General features: G+C 70.9%; 19 protein-coding genes. 13 read left to right on the top strand and 6 right to left on the bottom strand.

Annotated elements, in window-relative coordinates:
• Positions 1 to 17: 17 nt before the first annotated feature.
• Positions 18 to 905 (bottom strand): UTP--glucose-1-phosphate uridylyltransferase GalU, encoded by an 888-nt coding sequence (gene galU / locus ACIQID_RS14260; protein WP_071328803.1) that lies wholly within the window; start codon positions 903 to 905, stop codon positions 18 to 20.
• Positions 906 to 945: 40 nt separating this feature from the next.
• On the opposite strand from galU, the gene ACIQID_RS14265 reads away from it, so the two are divergent.
• From ACIQID_RS14265 to mscL, 3 genes are read left to right on the top strand one after another with little or no spacing between them, the layout of a single operon-like run.
• On the top strand, positions 946 to 1,542 hold the full coding sequence (locus ACIQID_RS14265) for a 5-formyltetrahydrofolate cyclo-ligase (protein WP_071328804.1): 597 nt from the start codon (positions 946 to 948) through the stop codon (positions 1,540 to 1,542).
• A 15-nt stretch (positions 1,543 to 1,557) separates the two neighbouring features.
• Entirely contained in the window at positions 1,558 to 1,830 is a 273-nt protein-coding gene (locus ACIQID_RS14270) for an FmdB family zinc ribbon protein (RefSeq protein WP_025105556.1), read from the top strand.
• Between the two features lie 24 nt (positions 1,831 to 1,854).
• A complete protein-coding gene (gene mscL / locus ACIQID_RS14275; RefSeq protein ID WP_062636366.1) occupies positions 1,855 to 2,286 on the top strand; it encodes a large conductance mechanosensitive channel protein MscL in 432 nt (143 codons plus the stop codon).
• Positions 2,287 to 2,357: 71 nt separating this feature from the next.
• Here the strand turns inward: mscL and ACIQID_RS14280 are convergent, their stop codons facing one another.
• Both ACIQID_RS14280 and ACIQID_RS14285 read right to left on the bottom strand, forming a co-directional pair.
• On the bottom strand, positions 2,358 to 2,555 hold the full coding sequence (locus ACIQID_RS14280) for a hypothetical protein (protein WP_400286300.1): 198 nt from the start codon (positions 2,553 to 2,555) through the stop codon (positions 2,358 to 2,360).
• Positions 2,548 to 6,228, bottom strand: coding sequence for an AAA family ATPase (locus ACIQID_RS14285; protein ID WP_312675380.1), 3,681 nt, complete (start codon positions 6,226 to 6,228; stop codon positions 2,548 to 2,550). The genes ACIQID_RS14280 and ACIQID_RS14285 overlap by 8 nt, the downstream gene beginning before the upstream one ends.
• Before the next feature lie 227 nt (positions 6,229 to 6,455).
• Between ACIQID_RS14285 and ACIQID_RS14290 the strand changes: the two genes are divergently transcribed.
• Positions 6,456 to 6,968, top strand: coding sequence for a methylated-DNA--[protein]-cysteine S-methyltransferase (locus ACIQID_RS14290; RefSeq protein WP_400286304.1), 513 nt, complete (start codon positions 6,456 to 6,458; stop codon positions 6,966 to 6,968).
• Between the two features lie 62 nt (positions 6,969 to 7,030).
• Here ACIQID_RS14290 and ACIQID_RS14295 read toward each other — a convergent pair whose 3' ends face one another.
• Positions 7,031 to 8,668 carry a cation acetate symporter gene (locus tag ACIQID_RS14295; RefSeq protein WP_400286307.1) on the bottom strand — a complete coding sequence of 546 codons (1,638 nt, stop codon included), beginning with the start codon at positions 8,666 to 8,668 and terminating at the stop codon, positions 7,031 to 7,033.
• Positions 8,665 to 9,012: a DUF485 domain-containing protein gene (locus ACIQID_RS14300; RefSeq protein WP_400286310.1), complete on the bottom strand. Its 348-nt coding sequence runs from the start codon at positions 9,010 to 9,012 to the stop codon at positions 8,665 to 8,667. Before ACIQID_RS14300 ends, ACIQID_RS14295 begins: the two co-directional genes overlap by 4 nt.
• Positions 9,013 to 9,121: 109 nt before the next feature.
• Between ACIQID_RS14300 and ACIQID_RS14305 the strand changes: the two genes are divergently transcribed.
• Positions 9,122 to 9,979: a LuxR C-terminal-related transcriptional regulator gene (locus ACIQID_RS14305; RefSeq protein WP_312675385.1), complete on the top strand. Its 858-nt coding sequence runs from the start codon at positions 9,122 to 9,124 to the stop codon at positions 9,977 to 9,979.
• Between the two features lie 89 nt (positions 9,980 to 10,068).
• Positions 10,069 to 10,431 carry an Lsr2 family protein gene (locus ACIQID_RS14310; RefSeq protein WP_312675387.1) on the top strand — a complete coding sequence of 121 codons (363 nt, stop codon included), beginning with the start codon at positions 10,069 to 10,071 and terminating at the stop codon, positions 10,429 to 10,431.
• A 17-nt stretch (positions 10,432 to 10,448) separates the two neighbouring features.
• On the opposite strand, the gene ACIQID_RS14315 is transcribed toward ACIQID_RS14310, so the two are convergent.
• Positions 10,449 to 11,081, bottom strand: coding sequence for a MarR family transcriptional regulator (locus ACIQID_RS14315; protein ID WP_312675388.1), 633 nt, complete (start codon positions 11,079 to 11,081; stop codon positions 10,449 to 10,451).
• 75 nt (positions 11,082 to 11,156) lie between these two features.
• On the opposite strand from ACIQID_RS14315, the gene idi reads away from it, so the two are divergent.
• The 7 genes from idi to ACIQID_RS14350 are packed head-to-tail and all read left to right on the top strand — an operon-like array spanning position 11,157 to position 16,830.
• Positions 11,157 to 11,678, top strand: a complete 522-nt coding sequence (gene idi / locus ACIQID_RS14320; RefSeq protein WP_312675389.1) for an isopentenyl-diphosphate Delta-isomerase — start codon at positions 11,157 to 11,159, stop codon at positions 11,676 to 11,678.
• 15 nt (positions 11,679 to 11,693) lie between these two features.
• Entirely contained in the window at positions 11,694 to 12,764 is a 1,071-nt protein-coding gene (locus ACIQID_RS14325; RefSeq protein WP_400286317.1) for a polyprenyl synthetase family protein, read from the top strand.
• Positions 12,761 to 13,669, top strand: a complete 909-nt coding sequence (locus ACIQID_RS14330) for a phytoene/squalene synthase family protein (RefSeq protein ID WP_400286320.1) — start codon at positions 12,761 to 12,763, stop codon at positions 13,667 to 13,669. Before ACIQID_RS14325 ends, ACIQID_RS14330 begins: the two co-directional genes overlap by 4 nt.
• Positions 13,666 to 15,258 carry a phytoene desaturase family protein gene (gene crtI, locus ACIQID_RS14335; protein ID WP_400286323.1) on the top strand — a complete coding sequence of 531 codons (1,593 nt, stop codon included), beginning with the start codon at positions 13,666 to 13,668 and terminating at the stop codon, positions 15,256 to 15,258. The genes ACIQID_RS14330 and crtI overlap by 4 nt, the downstream gene beginning before the upstream one ends.
• The gene (locus ACIQID_RS14340; protein WP_312675931.1) at positions 15,258 to 15,605 is read left to right on the top strand and encodes a lycopene cyclase domain-containing protein; all 348 of its coding nucleotides are present in this window, start codon (positions 15,258 to 15,260) and stop codon (positions 15,603 to 15,605) included. The genes crtI and ACIQID_RS14340 overlap by 1 nt, the downstream gene beginning before the upstream one ends.
• The gene (locus ACIQID_RS14345; RefSeq protein ID WP_312675396.1) at positions 15,602 to 15,940 is read left to right on the top strand and encodes a lycopene cyclase domain-containing protein; all 339 of its coding nucleotides are present in this window, start codon (positions 15,602 to 15,604) and stop codon (positions 15,938 to 15,940) included. The genes ACIQID_RS14340 and ACIQID_RS14345 overlap by 4 nt, the downstream gene beginning before the upstream one ends.
• Positions 15,937 to 16,830, top strand: a complete 894-nt coding sequence (locus ACIQID_RS14350; protein ID WP_400286327.1) for a prenyltransferase — start codon at positions 15,937 to 15,939, stop codon at positions 16,828 to 16,830. Before ACIQID_RS14345 ends, ACIQID_RS14350 begins: the two co-directional genes overlap by 4 nt.
• Positions 16,831 to 16,870: the final 40 nt, after the last annotated feature.

Raw genomic sequence — 16,870 nt, forward strand, 5'->3', positions numbered from 1 at the left:
CGACGACCGCGAGGCGCCTAGAGGCGCTCCGCGAAGTCCTTGAGCCAGGGGCGCAGCTCCGAGCCCAGGTCGTCGCGGTCGGCCGCGAGCTGCACGATCGCCTTGATGTAGTCCACACGGTCGCCGGTGTCGTAGCGGCGGCCTCCGAAGACGACGCCGACCACGCCGGGTCCGCCGTCCGCCGTCGCGAGCTCCTGCAGCGCATCGGTGAGCTGAATCTCTCCGCCCTTGCCGGGCTCGGTGCGCTCGAGGATCTCGAAGACCGACGCGGGGAGCACGTAGCGTCCGATGATCGCGAGGTTGGACGGGGCGTCCTCCTTCGCGGGCTTCTCGACCAGGCCCGTGACGCGCACGGCGTCGGATCCCTCGATCGCCTCGACGGCGGCGGCACCGTACATGTGGATGCTGTCCGGGTCGACCTCCATGAGGGCGATGACGGCGGCGCCCGTGCGCTCGTGCTCCGCGATCATCTCCGTGAGCAGCGGGTCGCGCTCGTCGATGAGGTCGTCGCCGAGCAGCACCGCGAACGAGCTGTCGCCGACGTGCGTCCTGGCGCGGAGCACGGCATGGCCGAGGCCCTTGGGCTCACCCTGGCGGACGAAGTGGATGTCGGCGAGGTCGCTCGACTTCATCACGCGCTCCAGGCGACCGGTGTCGCCCTTCTCCATGAGCTTCACCTCGAGCTCCGGCACGGAGTCGAAGTGGTTGGAGATGGCGTTCTTGTTGCGTCCGATGATCACGAGGATGTCCTCGATCCCGGCGTTCGCCGCCTCCTCGACGACGTACTGGATCGCCGGCTTGTCGACGACGGGCAGCATCTCCTTCGGCATCGCCTTCGTCGCGGGCAGGAATCGTGTCCCCAGTCCGGCGGCGGGAATGACAGCCTTGATCTTCTCGTGAGCCATTCCCACAGCCTACCGGTGGGGGCCGCCCTAGACTCGGACCATGGCTAACGACGTCGAGCACGCCAAGCGAGCCCTCCGCGCAGAGCTGCGGGAGCGGCGTCAGCTGCTGTCCGATCCCCAGCGCGAAGCCGCCGCGGCAGCGATCGGCGAACGGCTCGACGCCCTCGTCGACGAGCTCGGCGCCCGCTCCGTCTCCTGCTTCCTCTCCACCACCACGGAACCGGGCACCAGGGAGTTCGTCACGCGCGCGGTCCGCCGCGGGATCAGGGTGCTCCTTCCGGTCACCCGCTCCGACGGATTGCTCGACTGGGCCGTCGCCGACGACACCGACGAGATCGCGGAAGGCCTGTACGGGCTGCCGGAGCCCACCGGTGAAGTGCTGGGGCCGATCGCGGTGAACGACGTCGACCTCATGATCGTGCCCGCCGCCGCCGTCGACCGCTCGGGGATGCGCATGGGGTGGGGCCGCGGCTACTTCGACAAGACCATCGGCTCCATGGAGAAATGCCCTCCGGTGTACGCGGTGATCTATGATTCCGAGGTACTCGACGAACTGCCGCGCGAGGTGCACGATCAGCCGGTCGACGGCATCGTGACCCCGTCGCAGACGCTGCATCTGTCGCCTCGGCGACGCTGACCCGCAAGGACCGCCATGCCCACCTACGCCTATGCCTGCACCGCGTGCGGGCACCAGTTCGACGCCGTCCAGAGCTTCTCCGACGATGCGCTCACGGTCTGCCCCGAGTGCGGCGGCGCACTGCGCAAGCAGTACGGCTCGATCGGCGTGACCTTCAACGGCTCCGGCTTCTATCGCACGGACTCGCGCGCCAAATCCGGGGGTTCGAAGGATGCTTCGGCATCATCGAAGTCGGATTCGACGACGAGCGCCAAACCGGCTGCTGCGTCGACTCCCGCCTCGAACTGAGGCCCAGTCGACTTGGGGGTATCCATGCTCAAAGGATTCAAGGACTTCCTGCTCCGCGGGAACGTCATCGATCTGGCCGTCGCGGTCGTCATCGGCACCGCCTTCACGGCCGTCGTGACGGCCGTGGTGAACAGCGTCATCAACCCGCTCATCGCGCTCTTCCTCAAGGCCGATGCAGCCGGCAAGTTCGGCATCCAGATCACGAACATCTACGGCGAGAAGGTCACCTTCCCGATCGGCGACCTCATCTCGGCGATCATCAGCTTCCTCGCCGTCGCGGTCGTGGTCTACTTCGTCTTCGTCCTGCCGATGAACACGTTCAAGGCCCACGTCGAGGCGCGCAAGGGCACGCCGGCCGAGGAGCCGGAGGAGGAGCCGGCCGCCGCGACCGAGGCGGAGCTGCTCGTCGAGATCCGCGATCTGCTCAAGACCCAGCAGGGCCCGCGCGGCGTCTGACCGCACCGCCCTCACGACCCACGGCTCTCCTCGGAGGGCCGTGGGTCTTCCTCTTTCCGGGGGCGGCCGCGTCAGTAGTGCGGGGGCACGTCGCGGAGGAGCTGGTCGTCGTTGGGCCCCTTCCGGTCGCCCGGGGCGGACCGGCGCGGCGCTTGGCCCTCCGGGACCTCCGGTGCCGGGTCGCTGCCTTCGACCGGCGTCAGCCGCGCCCGTCGGGAACCCGGCACCCGGACGACCCGCTGACGCGGCTCGTCCCGGTCGTCAGTCATTCCGGTGGTCGCCGAGATCGAGGGGCTGCGTGTCGTTCTCCGCGCGCGGGGCCGTCTCCGAGATGCCGAGCACCGTCGCGATCCGGGACGCCACGGTGCGCGGGTCGCTGTAGAGGTCGAACGCGTGCACGCGGACGTAGTGCCAGCCGAGGCGGCGGAGCACGTGAGGGCGCAGCCGGAGCGTCTCGCGCAGGGACTCCCCCCGGGACTCCGGGTCGGACTCGATCACGACGGCCTTGCCGTTGTGCTGCGCCACGAGCGGCAGGAGCCCCCGGTAGTCGACGTCGACCGAGGCGCCGAGACGCCGCAACTCCCGGGCCAGCGCGAGCGTGAGCGGGTCGGCGAGATCCTCCAGTCGCGCGTCCCGCGCGCGCCCGGCGAGGCCCCCGAGGATCGACATGAGCGTGGCGGCGCCGTGCTCGAGACGCCCGTCGTCGAACGCCGACGGGCGGATCGACGACACGATCACCATCGAGCGCCGCGCCCGGGTCATCCCGACCGTCAGCAGCCGCTCGCCGTCCGGCGTCGACAGGTCGCCGAAGTCGCTGAGGACCCGGCCGTGCTTGGTGAGCCCGAAGCCGAGGGAGAAGATGACGCGGTCGCGGCTCTCCGCGACGGACTCCTCGAGCGTGAGCACGGCGAACGGCTCCGCGGTGTCGCGGGCGACGAAGTCGGCGACGTCGGAGCGGCCGGCGAAGGCGGCGGTCACGGCGGCGCGCACACGCTCTGCATGACGGGTGCTGGCGGTCACCACCATGAGCGACTCCGTCGGGCGATGCACCGCGTGCTCGACGACCAGTGTGACGACGCGGGCGACCTCGGCGTCCGGGCTCTCGACGGCGCCGGAGACGGGGTCGGGCGTCCCGGTGCCCCCTTCGACGTAGTCGACCGTGAGGCTGCCGCGGCCCAGGTACGAACCGGCCCACGGAAGGGAGACGATCTCGCCGCCGTAGAACGCATCGTTGATGAGCTCCGCGAGGTCCTCGCCACCGGCTCGGTAGCTGCGGGTCAGCGTCATCACGGGGAACAGCTCGGACAGGCGCTCGAAGACGGAGACCTCGTCGAACGGGAGCTCCTCCTCCCAGTCCTCCGCGGGGTCGACCGCGATGCGGAACGGAGAGGGCCGCTGCGTGACGGGGTCTCCGAAGGCGACGACCTGCCGGGCACGGCGGATCGCCGGTGCCGCCTCGGCGAGGTTGATGGCCGCCGCGTCGACGAGGAGCACGGTGTCGAACTCCACCGCGTCCGGGATCTCCGGGACGAGGTAGGGCGACGAGATCCAGACCGGAGCGAGGACGTCGACGAGGGTCGGTGCGGCGCTGACGACCTCGGCCGCCGTGGTCGCGGACTGGGTCAGGGCGCGGCGCAGGTTCTGCGACTGCTCGGGCTCGTCGACGATGGCGATGCGCCACTGGTTCGCGAGCTGCCAGGCGAGCAGCGGTCCGGCCATGGCCGCGTGGGCCTCGTCGACCAGCCGGAAGTCGCGCTCGAGGCGGTCGACCACGGCCGTGTTCGCTCCGAGCAGCGCGCGGTTGTCCTGCAGGGCCCGCTCGAGGAGGGACTGCCACCAGGCGAACTCGAGCTCGTCCCCCACCCGGGCTTCGGAGACGTGGCGCACCGAGAGCTCGGTCAGCAGGGGCTCCAGGCCGAGGAGGGCGAGCTTGTCGCGCAGCTGCGCGCGCTCGACGAGGTTCTCGAAGACGTCGGACTTCGCGGCGAGACCCGCGAGCATGCGCACGAGTCGCGCGACCGGCAGCGAGGACAGCGGTTCGCGGCGGCCGAGTGCCGCGTCCAGCTCGGCCAGCTCGGCCTCCACCCGCTGCCAGGCGGCGAACACGTCGGCGAGACCGAGCGGGATCTCCGGGGCGACGCCCGCGTCGACGTAGCGCTGCCACTGGGTGCGCTGGGTCTGGATGCGCAGCAGCGCCTCGTGCATCTCCGTCACGTGCACGCCGGGGCGGACATACTCCTTGGCGAGCCGGCGGAGCCGACGGCGGTTGGCCCCGGACATGCCGGGCGCGTCCCGTCGAGAGCCGTGCGCCTGGATGAGCTCGCCGAGCGGCCGCTCGAACACCGTCGGGCTGAACCGATCCAGGGTGTCGCGGATCCCCTGCAGCAGCTCGAGGTAATCGCCGAGCTCGTCGATCGTGGAGAACGGCCGCATGTGGGTCTGCGCGATCAGTTCGTAGCCGCGCTCCAGCAGGGCCGGCACGCTGACGGCGTGCAGGCGCCCGGCGAGTTCATGGGCGGCGCGGGCGGCCTCGGTGCTGCCGAAGGTCACGCCGTACCAGGGCGAGTCGTTCGGGCCGACGCGGAACTCGCCGAGCCGCGCAGCGTGCGCCAGTGCGGCGGCCGCGTCGCTGCGGTCCTTCGCGAGCCTGCGCAGGGCGTCCACGCTCAGTCGGGCCGTGGTCGACGGCGGGACCGGCAGCGACGCGAGGCGGGTGAGGTGCCGGGTCGCGTCCAGGACGGAGGCATCGAGGCCGGGGATCGGGACGGTCAGGGCGTCGCGGTAGTCGCGGAGCACCGTGCGCAGCCGCACGAGCGCGTCGTCGACGTCGCTCACCTTGGGCGCGGTGGCCTTCTCGTTCCGGCCGATCGCACGGACGAGGTCGCGGCGCAGGCTCGCCGGGGACACCGCGAGGCTGTCGAGGCCGATGCCGGCGAGGCGGTGGCGCACGCCGTCGAGCGTCGACCGGCGGGCCGAGACGACGAGCACCTTCTTGCCGGCGCGGACGAGCTCGCCCAGCGCGTTGATGACGGTCTGCGTGCCGCCGGTGCCCGGCAGCGTCGCCACGGTGAGAGAGTGACCGGCGGTGATGCGGGCCAACACTGCCTCCTGCTCGGCATCCGCGTCGAGGAGCAGCGTGTCCGAGGCGGGCGCGCGGTCGTCCGGGCCGACGTGGTGCGGGACGGCGCGCGGTGCCGTGACCTGCTCGCGATCGCCGACGTGGCCGCCGAGGGCGTTGAGGACCGGGTGGTCGAGGGTGCCGCCGTCCTGGGCCATGGCGCCCGCGACGTCGGCGAAGGTGGAGACGACGAGTCGCGGCTCGACGGAGAACGTCTCGATCGATCGGGTCAGGCCGCGCAGGCTGTCGATCACCGGCTGCGGCTTGAAGATGCCGCCGTCGTAGGCGAGAGCAGCCAGGGCCGCGGCGTCGAGGGACAGCCCGAAGTGCTCGCGGGCGACCCGGACGAGCTCCGGATTCACCTCGAACGCCCCCTGCAGCTTGAGCTCGAAGTCGGTGTGGTGGCGGCGGATCGCGAGCGGGCGCAGCAGGACCGGCGCGGCGAACGTCGCCCCGCCGATGCGCCACCGGGCGACGCCGACGGCGAGGTGGACCGCCTCGATGCCGCGAACCGTGCGCAACTCGGTGTTCTTGGCCGTGATCCGCTCGGCGGCCAGTCGCGCGGTGCGCAGGCCCACCTCGTCGCGGAAGAGGTTGGACAGGAGCGTCGACTTGCCGGTGATGAACTGCGGAAGGCTGCCCGGGTGCGCCTTGGAGATGTCGATCCCGGATTCCGGCCCGTCGCGGAAGCTGCTCAGCGGGGACGGACCGCCCAGATCGGCGGCTTCGGCCCGCAGGCGCGTGCGCTCGGCCTCGGCGGCGTGCGCGATGCCGACTCCGGTGGACGAGTCGTGCAGGTCACCGAGGGACACAGCGCTGTCCACCGCTGTGTTGTTCGCAGACCTGCTTTCCCGTCGCCACACACTCACACCCTAGGCGCGACACCGCCGGAGATCGGTATCCACGGCGGGTTTCCGGTGAAAAACAGCCGGCACCACGCCCGCTCGGACTGCTCCTCCCCGCACGGTCGTGCGCTCACGTTGTCCACGGAACGCGTGACCGGGCCCGTGATCGGTTCTCTCGTGTCGAGCGGGCCGGTCAGGATGGGGACATGACTTTCCGCTACGACTTCGCTCCGACGCCCTTCGGCGACGCCCTCGCGGTCTTCTCCGACGACGGCATCGTGCGCTTCGATCTCTCCGAGTCCGCAGACCCGCAGGTGCCGTGGCTGCTCGAGAGCGTGTCGCGGCAGCTCGGTGCGATCCCGGAGCCCGACCCCGGCGCCGCCGACGAGCTCGTCCCGCTCCTCGACGCGTACTTCGACGGCGAGCCCGTGCGCTTCGACGAGCACGTCCGCCTCGACTGGCGCCTCGTGGACGGTTTCCACCGGACGGCGCTGCACACCGTGAGCGACATCCCCTGGGGTCAGACCCTGAGCTACGGAGAGGTCGCCGTGCTCGCCGGGCATCCGGGAGCGGCCCGCGCCGTCGGGACGGCGTGCCGCCTCACGCCGTTCTCGATCATCGTGCCCGTGCACCGTGTCGTGCGATCCGACGGTTCGGCGGGGCACTACGGCGGCCACCCGGAGCGGAAGCGCTTCCTGCTGGACCTCGAGTCGCGGTGAGCCCGCTCCTGGGGTGCGGGCCCGGCGAGTAGGCCGCCGGGCCCGCACCCGAGGAGGTCGCGTCAGTGGTCCACGGCCTTCTCCGCGCCGAAGCCGGTGAGCGACCGCACCTCCATCTCGGCCGCCAGCTCGGGAGACTCGCGCCGGGTGCTGGTGACGGTTCCGAGCCAGCCGAGTGCGAACCCGAGCGGTATGGACACGATGCCCGGGTTGTTCAACGGCCAGATGGCGATGTCGATCCCGGGGATCATCGACGTCGGCGTACCGGAGAACACCGGCGACAGGACGATGAGGATGATCGCCGAGCCGAGCCCGCCGTACATGCTCCACACCGCGCCCCGCGTCGTGAACCGGCGCCAGAACAGCGAGTAGAGGATCGTCGGGAGGTTGGCGGAGGCCGCCACCGCGAAGGCGAGGGCCACGAGGAAGGCGATGTTCTGCCCCTGCGCCCCGATGCCGCCGACGATCGCCAGGATGCCGATGACGATCACGGTGCGTCGGGCCACCCGGACCTCGCCGTTGGGATCGGGCTCGACCGGCTTCCCCGAGGCGTCCTTGCGCCCCTTCTGGATGACGTTGGCGTAGATGTCGTGCGCGAACGACGCCGCCGCGGTGATGGTGAGTCCGGCGACGACCGCCAGGATCGTGGCGAACGCCACCGCGGAGATGAACCCGAGAAGCACGGGACCGCCGAGCTTCAACGCCAGCAGCGGCGCGGCGGAGTTCACTCCCCCGGGTGCCGCGGCGATCACGTCGGCGCCGACGAGGGCGCCCGCGCCGTATCCGAGCACGAGGGTCAGCAGGTAGAACCCGCCGATCAGCCAGATCGCCCAGACCACCGAACGACGCGCCTCCTTGGCGGTCGGCACGGTGTAGAAGCGCATGAGCACGTGCGGCAGCCCCGCGGTGCCGAGCACCAGGGCCAGGCCCAAGGACAGGAAGTCCCACGGGTTGGCGCCGTACTGCAGGCCCGGCGCCAGCACCGCCTCGCCCTTGTCGGAGTTGGCCACCGCGGCCTCCAGGAGCGCGTTCAGGCTGAAGCCGTTGATCGCGAGGACCCAGATCGTCATCGCCAGCGCGCCGCCGATGAGCAGCACCGCCTTGACGATCTGCACCCAGGTGGTGCCCTTCATCCCGCCGATCAGCACGTAGACGATCATGAGGATGCCGACGACGGCGATGACGACCGACTGCCCGACGCGCCCGTCGATCCCGAGCAGCAGGGACACGAGGCCGCCCGCGCCCGCCATCTGCGCGAGGAGGTAGAAGAAGCAGACCGCGAGCGTGGTGATCGCCGCCGCCATCCGCACCGGGCGCTGCTTCAAGCGGAACGAGAGCACGTCCGCCATCGTGAACTTGCCCGTGTTGCGCATGAGCTCTGCCACGAGCAGCAGCGCGACCAGCCAGGCGACGAGGAATCCGATGGAGTAGAGGAATCCGTCGTACCCGTTGATCGCGATGGCACCGCAGATGCCGAGGAACGATGCCGCGGACAGGTAGTCGCCCGCGATCGCGAAACCGTTCTGGGGTCCCGTGAAGGAGCGTCCGGCCGCGTAGTAGTCGGCAGCCGTCTTGTTGTTCCGGCTGGCGCGGATGACGATGAACAGCGTCACCGCGACGAAGGCCAGGAAGATCGAGATGTTGAACACCGGGTTGATGTCGAGTGCGACATCCTCGGCGGCCGTGCGGATGATGGTCATGCGTCCGCCTGCGCCTTCTCGAGTTCTTCGCGGATCTCCGACGCCAGCGGATCGAGCTTCCTATTCGCGAATGCGACATACGCCATCGTGATGGCGAATGTCGTCACGAACTGGCCGAGCCCGAAGAGCAGCCCGACGGTGATATCCCCCCAGACGCGCTGCGCCATGAAATCGCGGGCGAATGCCGCCAGCAGCACGTAGACGAAATACCACACGAGGAAGAACGCGGCGAGGGGGAAGATGAAGGACCGCTGCGTCCGTTTCAACCGCAGGAATCGAGGGGATCGTTCGACGGCGACGTAATCGATCGCGCCGTTCTGAGGGGTCGGAATTGGTTCGCTCATGGGGCCTCCTTGCCACATGTCCGCTGCACGCGCGGCCGTCGCCGCCCGAGTGGTAGGGTCGACGCTACGAAACGGGGAACGGTGCCGTCACCCCCGAAAGTAGGTATTCGTGAGCTCTCCGATCACCGTCGAATCCGAGGCGGAGCTCGTCGCCAACGCGGTGCGCGAGCTGGCGCGGCGCACCCGCTTCCCGGTCGCGTTCGGCGGGCTGATCGACGAGGGCGTCGTGAGCGTCACGAGCATCGTCGGGGCCCGCACGCGTGCGCTCGACGGGCTCCGCGTGCGCCCCGAGCGCGGCCTCGGCGGGCGGGCGATGATGGAGCTGCGTCCGCGGATGACGAGCGACTACGGGTCGTCCCGCCAGATCACCCACGACTACGACGTCTTCGTGCTCGGCGAGGGCCTGCGGACGCTGCTCGCCCTGCCGATCGTCGTCCAGGGCCGCCCCCGCGGCGTGCTCTATGCCGGGGCCTGGGCAGAGGAGAGGATCGGCGGCGTGACGACGGCCCCGGCCATGCAGGTCGCGCAGTCCGTCGCCGATGAGCTGCGCATCCGGGACGAGGTGCAGCGCCGCCTGCGCTCCGCGTCGCCGTCGCCCGCCGCGGTCGCGCCGGCACAGCGCGAGGAGCTGCGGGAGAGCTTCGCCGAGCTCCGCAGCATCGCCGCCACCGTCGACGACGCCGACATCCGCGCACGACTGGCGCAGGTCGAGCGCCGACTGCTGACCCTCGCCGGAGACGACCTCCCGACCACGACCGGGCCGGTCCCCGTCATCCACCTCTCCCCGCGCGAGACGGATGTGCTCGCGTGCGCCGCCCTCGGATCGACGAATGCCGAGATCGCCGCCCACCTCGGTCTCCGCGAAGGCACCGTCAAGGCCTATCTCGGCACCGCGATGTCCAAACTGGATGCATCGACACGGCATGCCGCTGTGACCAAAGCGCGTCGCGCGGGCCTTCTCCCCTGAATCGGCATTCTCCGCGACCACGTCACACGGCGCCATGAATGAGGCGCCTTTGTTGTGCGCATTCCCGCCCCCGGGATAAAGTCGCCGATATGGCGAGACGAATTGTGCATCAGCTGGTCGACGACATCGACGGCACCGTCCTGGAGGTCGGAGAAGGCGAGACCGTGCATTTCTCGCTGAACGGCACCTCCTACGAGATCGATCTGAATCCTGAGCACGCCGAGGAATTGCGGCAGGCCCTCGAGCCGTACATCACGGCCGGGCGCCGGGCGGGGTCCGGAGCGTCCACCGGCGGAGGGCGCTCCTCGTCCTCGTCGTCATCGCGGAAGCGGCCTTCGCGCAATCCCGAGGTCGCGGCGATCCGCGCCTGGGCGAAGGAGAACGGGTACACGCTCTCGGAGCGGGGCCGCGTTCCGGCCCCCATCCTCGACGCGTACCGCGCCGCTCATTGATCCGGTCCCGCCCCACCTCACGGTCGGGCGGGATCTTCTTTCGCACCCTCGAGCGCCCAGGCCTCGTCCCGGAGGGTGATCTCCTCCGTCATGTCCTGCAGGAAGCGGATGACCACGTCGCGCTCCGCCGCCGACAGCCGCGCGGCCGCGTAGAAGCGCTTGGCCTGCTGACGCCCGACCGTCTCCATCGCGGCGTGCCTCGTCTCCGGGGTGATGGTGATCGCGAGGGCGCGTCGATCGGTGGGATGCGGTGCGCGACGGATGTGCCCGCCCTTCTCCAGCCGGTCGAGGAGCTTCGTGGTCGCCGCGGTCGAGACGCCGAGGTGGTGGGCGATCCCGCTGGGGGTCGCCACGACCGAGCGGTTGTCGCACACGATCAGATAGTGCAGCGCCCGCATGTCGGTCTCGTTCAGCTGCATGTATCTCCGCGACGCCTGCGAGAGACGCTGCTCGGCCTCGCGCAACCCGCCCAGCGCCTCCATGAGGCGCCCGATCTGACGCAGGTCCTCCGGAGCGACACCGGAGCGATCGACGAGCGTGCTGCGGGGGTCGCTGGCGTCGACGTCGTAGATGGAGCCCTGGGCGAGCTCGTCGGCCCCCGCGGTCGCCGAGGCCTCGGCGACCGGGGTGGTGCGGGGCTCGGAGGGCATGCGATCATGTTACACACCAACAGCTTCATGCTAAGTTGATATTTCGCCAGGTTAGCTAAACGACGAGAGGGAGCCATGGACAACGTCACACTCCTCGCCGAAGACGGGACCGCCGTCGGCATCCTGCCCAAGAGCGAGGTCCACACGACCGACACCCCCCTCCACCTCGCCTTCTCCTGCTACGTGCAGGACCGAGAGGGACGCCTTCTCGTCACGCGTCGTGCCCTCGGCAAGCGCACGTGGCCGGGCGTCTGGACCAACAGCTTCTGCGGTCACCCGCAGCCCGGCGAGGACATGATCGAGGCGGTGCGCCGACGCGGCTCCGAGGAACTGGGGATCCAGGTCGCCGACGTCCGGCTCGCGCTCCCCGACTATCGCTACCGCGCCGTCGACGCGAGCGGCATCGTCGAGAACGAGATCTGCCCGGTGCACATCGCGGTGGTCGACGGGCAGCCCGCCGCGAACCCCGACGAGGTGGCGGAGTGGGAGTGGGTCGATGTGGACGACATGCTCGCCGCGGTGACCCGCGCCCCCTTCGCCTTCAGCCCCTGGCTCGCGGAGCAGCTCCCGCTCCTCCGACGTCACGGAGTGGTCTGAGCCATGGTCGTCACGGTGACAGAGGAAGACCTCGGCACCCGCATCGAGGCGGTGCTGCGGCAGCGGTTCACCGAGCGCACCGCCGCCGCCGAGCACTACGGGTCGGAGTTCGCCGCGCTGTGGCACACCGCCGCAGGGCACGCCCTCGGGGGGAAGCTCCTGCGTCCGCGCATGCTCATGGACCTGCTCTCCGCCCTCACCGCGGCTCCCCTCACGGAGAAGGACACCGCACGGGCGATCGATGTGGCCGCTCATGTCGAGCTCCTGCACTTCGCGTTCCTCCTGCACGACGACGTCATCGACGGCGACCTCACGCGCCGCCGTCGTCCCAATCTCATCGGCTCCCTCGTCTCCCGTCGCCCTGACGAGTCCGGCGACGCGGCCCTGCACTGGGGCCGCTCGAGCGCCATCCTCCTCGGAGACCTCCTGCTGTCCAGCGCCGTGCTCGGCTTCGCGCGTGCCGACCTCCCCGCGCCGCGACGGGAGCGGCTCCTCGCGCTCCTCGAGACGACCGTGTTCGAGACCGTCGCCGGAGAGCACTCCGACGTCGCACTGAGCGACGGCGTCATCGCCGCCGATCTGCGCACCATCCTCGCCACGAGCGCGTCCAAGACCGCCGCCTATTCCTTCGTCCTCCCGCTCCGCGCGGCGGCGATCCTGTCCGGGGCGCCGACGGCGGCCGAGGAGCAGCTGACCGAGATCGGCGGTCACCTCGGCCTCGCCTACCAGCTCCAGGACGACCTGCTGTCCGTGTTCGGAGACCCGGACATCCACGGCAAGGACCCCTACTCCGACCTCCGCGAGGGCAAGGAGACCGCGATCATCGCCTACGCGCGGATGACCAGCCACTGGCCCGCCATCGAACTGCGGTTCGGCGAGGTCGACCTCAGCATCGACGACGCGGCGGAGATGCGCGACCGCCTCCGCGAGTGCGGCGCCGAGGGCTTCGTCCGCGGGCTCGTGGAGGAGCAGCTCGCCGCCGTCTCGACCGTCCTCGCGGAAGCCGAGGAGGCGGGCACGCTCTCCGCCGACGCCGGACGCGTGATCCTCGCGCTCGCCGACCGGATCGAGGGCCGCGCCCGATGACCGCGACCCCCGCCGAGCACCGCGACGACGCGGCGCTGCGCCGCTTCAGCCGCACCGCCGAGATCGCGACCTCCGACGTGATCCGCACCTACTCGACGTCGTTCGGCCTGGCCACTCGCCTCCTCGGGCGACGCCACCGTCAGCACGTCCGCAACATCTACGCCATGGTGCGCATCGCGGACGAGATCGTCGACGGCGTCGCCGCCGAGGCGGGACTCGACGCGAGCGCCCAGGCCGCCGCCCTGGACTCGTACATCGCGGAGACCCATCGGTCGATGCGGACCGGCTACAGCAGCGACCTCATCCTGCACGCGTTCGCGCGGACAGCGCGCGAGTGCGGGATCGGCGAAGAGCTCACGCAGCCGTTCTTCGACTCGATGCGTGCCGACATCGCCGGCCCGTCCGGGTTCACGGCCTACGACGCCGACGCGCACGCCGCCTACGTCTACGGGTCGGCGGAGGTCGTCGGCCTCATGTGCCTGCGGGTCTTCCTCCGCGACGCCACGCGCACGCCGGCCGAACTCGAGATCCTCGACCGCGGGGCGCGACGGCTGGGAGCCGCGTTCCAGAACGTGAACTTCCTCCGCGACCTCGCCGACGACACCGACCGCCTGCAGCGCGGCTACCTCGGCGGCACGGAACGGCTCACCGACGCCGATCGCGACGCCTGGGTCGACACCGTCCACCGTCAGCTCGCCGACGCGAGAGCCGCGATCCCGCTGCTCCCGAAGGACGCCCGTGCCGCCGTCCGGAGCGCCCTCGCCCTCTTCGCCGCCCTGACGCACCGCGTCGCGCGGACCCCTGCAGCCGAGCTGTACCACCGCCGGGTCCGCGTGCCGGATCCGATCAAGGCGCTGCTCGCCGCGCGCGCCGTCGTCGTCACGAGCCTGGAGCGGGATCGATGAGCCGCATCGTCATCATCGGCGCCGGTGTGGCCGGCCTGGCCACGGCCGGGCTGCTCGCGCGCGACGGGCACGACGTCGTGGTGCTGGAGAAGAACGACCGCGTCGGCGGACGGGCGGGCACCATCGAGCGCGACGGCTTCCGGTTCGACTCCGGCCCGTCGTGGTACCTCATGCCCGAGGTCTTCGACCACTACTTCGCGATGATGGGGACCAGCACCGCGGAGCAGCTCGACCTGACGCTGCTCGATCCGGGCTATCGCGTCTTCCGCTCCCCCGAGTCCGGCGACGATCCGGTGACGGTCCCCGCCGGACGGGACGCCGTCGCGGAGCTGTTCGAGTCGATGGAACCGGGGTCCGCCGCCGCCCTCGACACCTACCTCACCTCCGCCCACGACGCCGGCGCCATGGCGAGGAGCTACTTCCTCTACAACCCGTTCACCCGGACCAGGACGCTCGCCGCGCCCGAGGTGGTGCGCGCGCTGCCGCGACTGTTCTCGCTGCTCGGCACGCGCCTCCAGGCCTTCGCCGCCCGGCGCTTCCGGCACCCGGTGCTGCGGCAGATCCTCGGCTACCCCGCCGTCTTCCTGGGCACCGACCCGCGGACGGCGCCGGCGATGTACCACCTGATGAGCGCGCTCGACCTCGACCAGGGCGTTCTGTATCCGCAGGGCGGCTTCTGGCGTGTCGTCGAGCGGTTGGCGGCGCTGGCCCAGGATGCCGGCGCGCGGATCGTCACCGGGGCGGAGGTCACCGGGATCCGCACCCAGGACGCGGACGGCGCGACGTACGCGACCGGCGTCGGCTGGACGGACCGCGACGGCCACCAGCACGTGGAGGACGCGGACATCGTCGTCTCCGGCGCCGATCTGCACCACACCGAGACGGCGCTCCTGCCGCCCACCCTGCAGTCCTACCCCGAGTCCTGGTGGGCGCGGCGCACGAGCGGCCCCGGCGGCGTGCTCGTGATGCTCGGCGTCCGCGGCACGCTGCCCCAGCTCCCGCACCACTCGCTCTTCTTCACCGACGACTGGGATGCGAACTTCGACGCGATCTTCGGTCGCACCCCTGCCGTCCCGACCCCGGCGTCCACCTATGTCTGCCGGCCCAGCGCCACCGACGCCGAGGTCGCGCCGGACGGGCACGAGAACCTCTTCGTGCTCGTCCCGGTGCCGGCGGATGTCGATCTCGGACACGGGGGAAGCGACGGCGCCGGCTCCCCGGCCGTCGAGGAGGCCGCGGACGCCGCGATCGAGATGATCGCGACGTGGGCGGGGATCCCCGATCTGCGGGAGCGGATCGTCGTCCGTGAGACCGTGGGGCCGGCCGACTTCCGCGACGACTACCACTCCTGGCGGGGCGGCATGCTCGGACCCGCGCACATCCTCTCGCAGAGCGCCATGTTCCGCGCGCAGAACGCCTCCCGCCGTGTGCAGGGGCTGTACTACGCCGGGGCGACCACCGCACCGGGCGTCGGGGTGCCGATGTGCCTCATCAGCGCCGAGATCGTGCTCAAGCGCATCCGGGGCGACCACTCCCCCGGTCCGCTGCCGGAGCCGGCCCCACGACCGGCGAGCGCGGAGCGGGCATGATGGGCGCGATCTACCTGACCGCGCTCCTCGTGTCCCTCGGCTGCATGCTGCTGCTGGACTGGAGGTTCCGCCTCTTCTTCTGGCGCGACGCCGTGGCGGCCGCCGTCGTCACCGTCGTCGGCCTCGCCTTCTTCCTCGTCTGGGATGTGGCCGGCATCGCGGCGGGGATCTTCTTCCGCGGCGAGGCGGCGATCGCCACGGGCATCGTCCTGGCCCCCGAGCTCCCCCTCGAAGAGCCGATCTTCCTGGTCTTCCTCGTCGTCTGCACCATGGTGCTCTACGGCGGTGCCGTGCGCCTCCTGGACAGCCGCCGTGGCCGTGCTGACGCGGAAGGAGCGTCGGCATGAGCTACCTCCAGCTGTCGGCGGTCTTCCTCGCCGTCGCCGCCGTGGCCGCGGTCGCGCTCTGCGTCGGCGCGCGGCGCACCCCGCACCTCGGCGCCCTCACGCTCACGGCCCTCGCCCTCCTCGTGCTGACCGCCGTGTTCGACACCGTCATGATCGCCACCGGGCTCTTCCACTACGCCCCCGGCCCGCTCGCCGGCGTGCACATCGGACTCGCCCCGATCGAGGACTTCGCGTACCCGCTGGCCGGGGTGCTGCTGCTCCCCGCCCTGTGGACCGTCCTCCGCGCGCGCCGATCCCGGACGCGCGCCGCCGCCCGACAGGAGGACCGGGCATGACCGATCAGGCGTCCCGCGCGGGCGGCATCGGACGCGATATCGCCCAGATCGTGCTCTCCTCCCGACCGATCAGCTGGATCAACACGGCTTTCCCCTTCGCCGCCGCCTACCTGCTGAGCACCAGGGAGATCGACGCGACGTTCGTGATCGGCACCCTGTACTTCCTCGTGCCGTACAACCTCGCCATGTACGGCATCAACGACGTCTTCGACTACGCCTCCGATCTGGCCAATCCGCGCAAGGGCGGGATCGAGGGCGCGCTGCTGTCCCCGCGCATCCATCGTGCGACGCTGTGGGCGGCGGCGGCGACGAACGTGCCGTTCCTCGTCTATCTGTTCGCGGTCGGCACCCCGGCGTCGTGGCTGTGGCTCGCGGTCAGCGTGTTCGCCGTCCTCGCCTACTCCGCGCCGGTGCTGCGGTTCAAGGAGCGTCCCTTCCTGGACTCCGTGACCTCGAGCACCCACTTCGTCAGCCCCGCCCTCGTCGGACTCTCGCTCGCCGGAGCCCCCGTCACCACGACCGCCGTCCTCGTCCTCGTCGCCTTCTTCCTCTGGGGCATGGCCGCCCACGCCTTCGGCGCCGTGCAGGACATCGGGCCCGACCGCGAGGGCGGGATCTCGTCCATCGCGACGGTGATCGGCGCCAGGGCCACCGTCCGGCTCGCCCTCGTGCTGTGGGCGATCGCCGGTGGTGCGATGCTGCTGACCCCCTGGCCCGGCCCGCTCGCCGCCGTTCTCGCCCTGCCCTACATCGTCAACGCCGCGCCGTGGTGGAACGTCACCGACGAGACCTCGGCCGGCACGAACCGCGCCTGGCGCCGGTTCATCGCACTGAACTACATCGCCGGCTTCCTCGCCACGATGATCCTCATCCTCGCCTGGGTCTCCTGACCCCCGCGCCGCCTCGCCCCGCCACCGCTCCCGAAAGGAC

Origin of the sequence: Microbacterium sp. NPDC091676, assembly GCF_044756645.1 — a bacterium.
In the GTDB taxonomy this organism is placed as follows: Bacteria; Actinomycetota; Actinomycetes; order Actinomycetales; family Microbacteriaceae; genus Microbacterium; species Microbacterium paraoxydans_D.

Bases quoted from the DNA above. Each gene is read 5' to 3' on its own strand.
- ACIQID_RS14270 (WP_025105556.1), top strand. From the start codon at position 1,558: ATGCCCACCTACGCCTATGCCTGCACCGCGTGCGGGCACCAGTTCGAC.
- ACIQID_RS14290 (WP_400286304.1), top strand. From the start codon at position 6,456: ATGACTTTCCGCTACGACTTCGCTCCGACGCCCTTCGGCGACGCCCTC.
- ACIQID_RS14300 (WP_400286310.1), bottom strand. From the start codon at position 9,012: ATGAGCGAACCAATTCCGACCCCTCAGAACGGCGCGATCGATTACGTC.
- ACIQID_RS14265 (WP_071328804.1), top strand. From the start codon at position 946: ATGGCTAACGACGTCGAGCACGCCAAGCGAGCCCTCCGCGCAGAGCTG.
- crtI (WP_400286323.1), top strand. From the start codon at position 13,666: ATGAGCCGCATCGTCATCATCGGCGCCGGTGTGGCCGGCCTGGCCACG.
- galU (WP_071328803.1), bottom strand. From the start codon at position 905: ATGGCTCACGAGAAGATCAAGGCTGTCATTCCCGCCGCCGGACTGGGG.
- mscL (WP_062636366.1), top strand. From the start codon at position 1,855: ATGCTCAAAGGATTCAAGGACTTCCTGCTCCGCGGGAACGTCATCGAT.
- ACIQID_RS14310 (WP_312675387.1), top strand. From the start codon at position 10,069: ATGGCGAGACGAATTGTGCATCAGCTGGTCGACGACATCGACGGCACC.
- ACIQID_RS14350 (WP_400286327.1), top strand. From the start codon at position 15,937: ATGACCGATCAGGCGTCCCGCGCGGGCGGCATCGGACGCGATATCGCC.
- ACIQID_RS14340 (WP_312675931.1), top strand. From the start codon at position 15,258: ATGGGCGCGATCTACCTGACCGCGCTCCTCGTGTCCCTCGGCTGCATG.
- idi (WP_312675389.1), top strand. From the start codon at position 11,157: ATGGACAACGTCACACTCCTCGCCGAAGACGGGACCGCCGTCGGCATC.
- ACIQID_RS14280 (WP_400286300.1), bottom strand. From the start codon at position 2,555: ATGACTGACGACCGGGACGAGCCGCGTCAGCGGGTCGTCCGGGTGCCG.
- ACIQID_RS14295 (WP_400286307.1), bottom strand. From the start codon at position 8,668: ATGACCATCATCCGCACGGCCGCCGAGGATGTCGCACTCGACATCAAC.
- ACIQID_RS14345 (WP_312675396.1), top strand. From the start codon at position 15,602: ATGAGCTACCTCCAGCTGTCGGCGGTCTTCCTCGCCGTCGCCGCCGTG.
- ACIQID_RS14330 (WP_400286320.1), top strand. From the start codon at position 12,761: ATGACCGCGACCCCCGCCGAGCACCGCGACGACGCGGCGCTGCGCCGC.
- ACIQID_RS14315 (WP_312675388.1), bottom strand. From the start codon at position 11,081: ATGCCCTCCGAGCCCCGCACCACCCCGGTCGCCGAGGCCTCGGCGACC.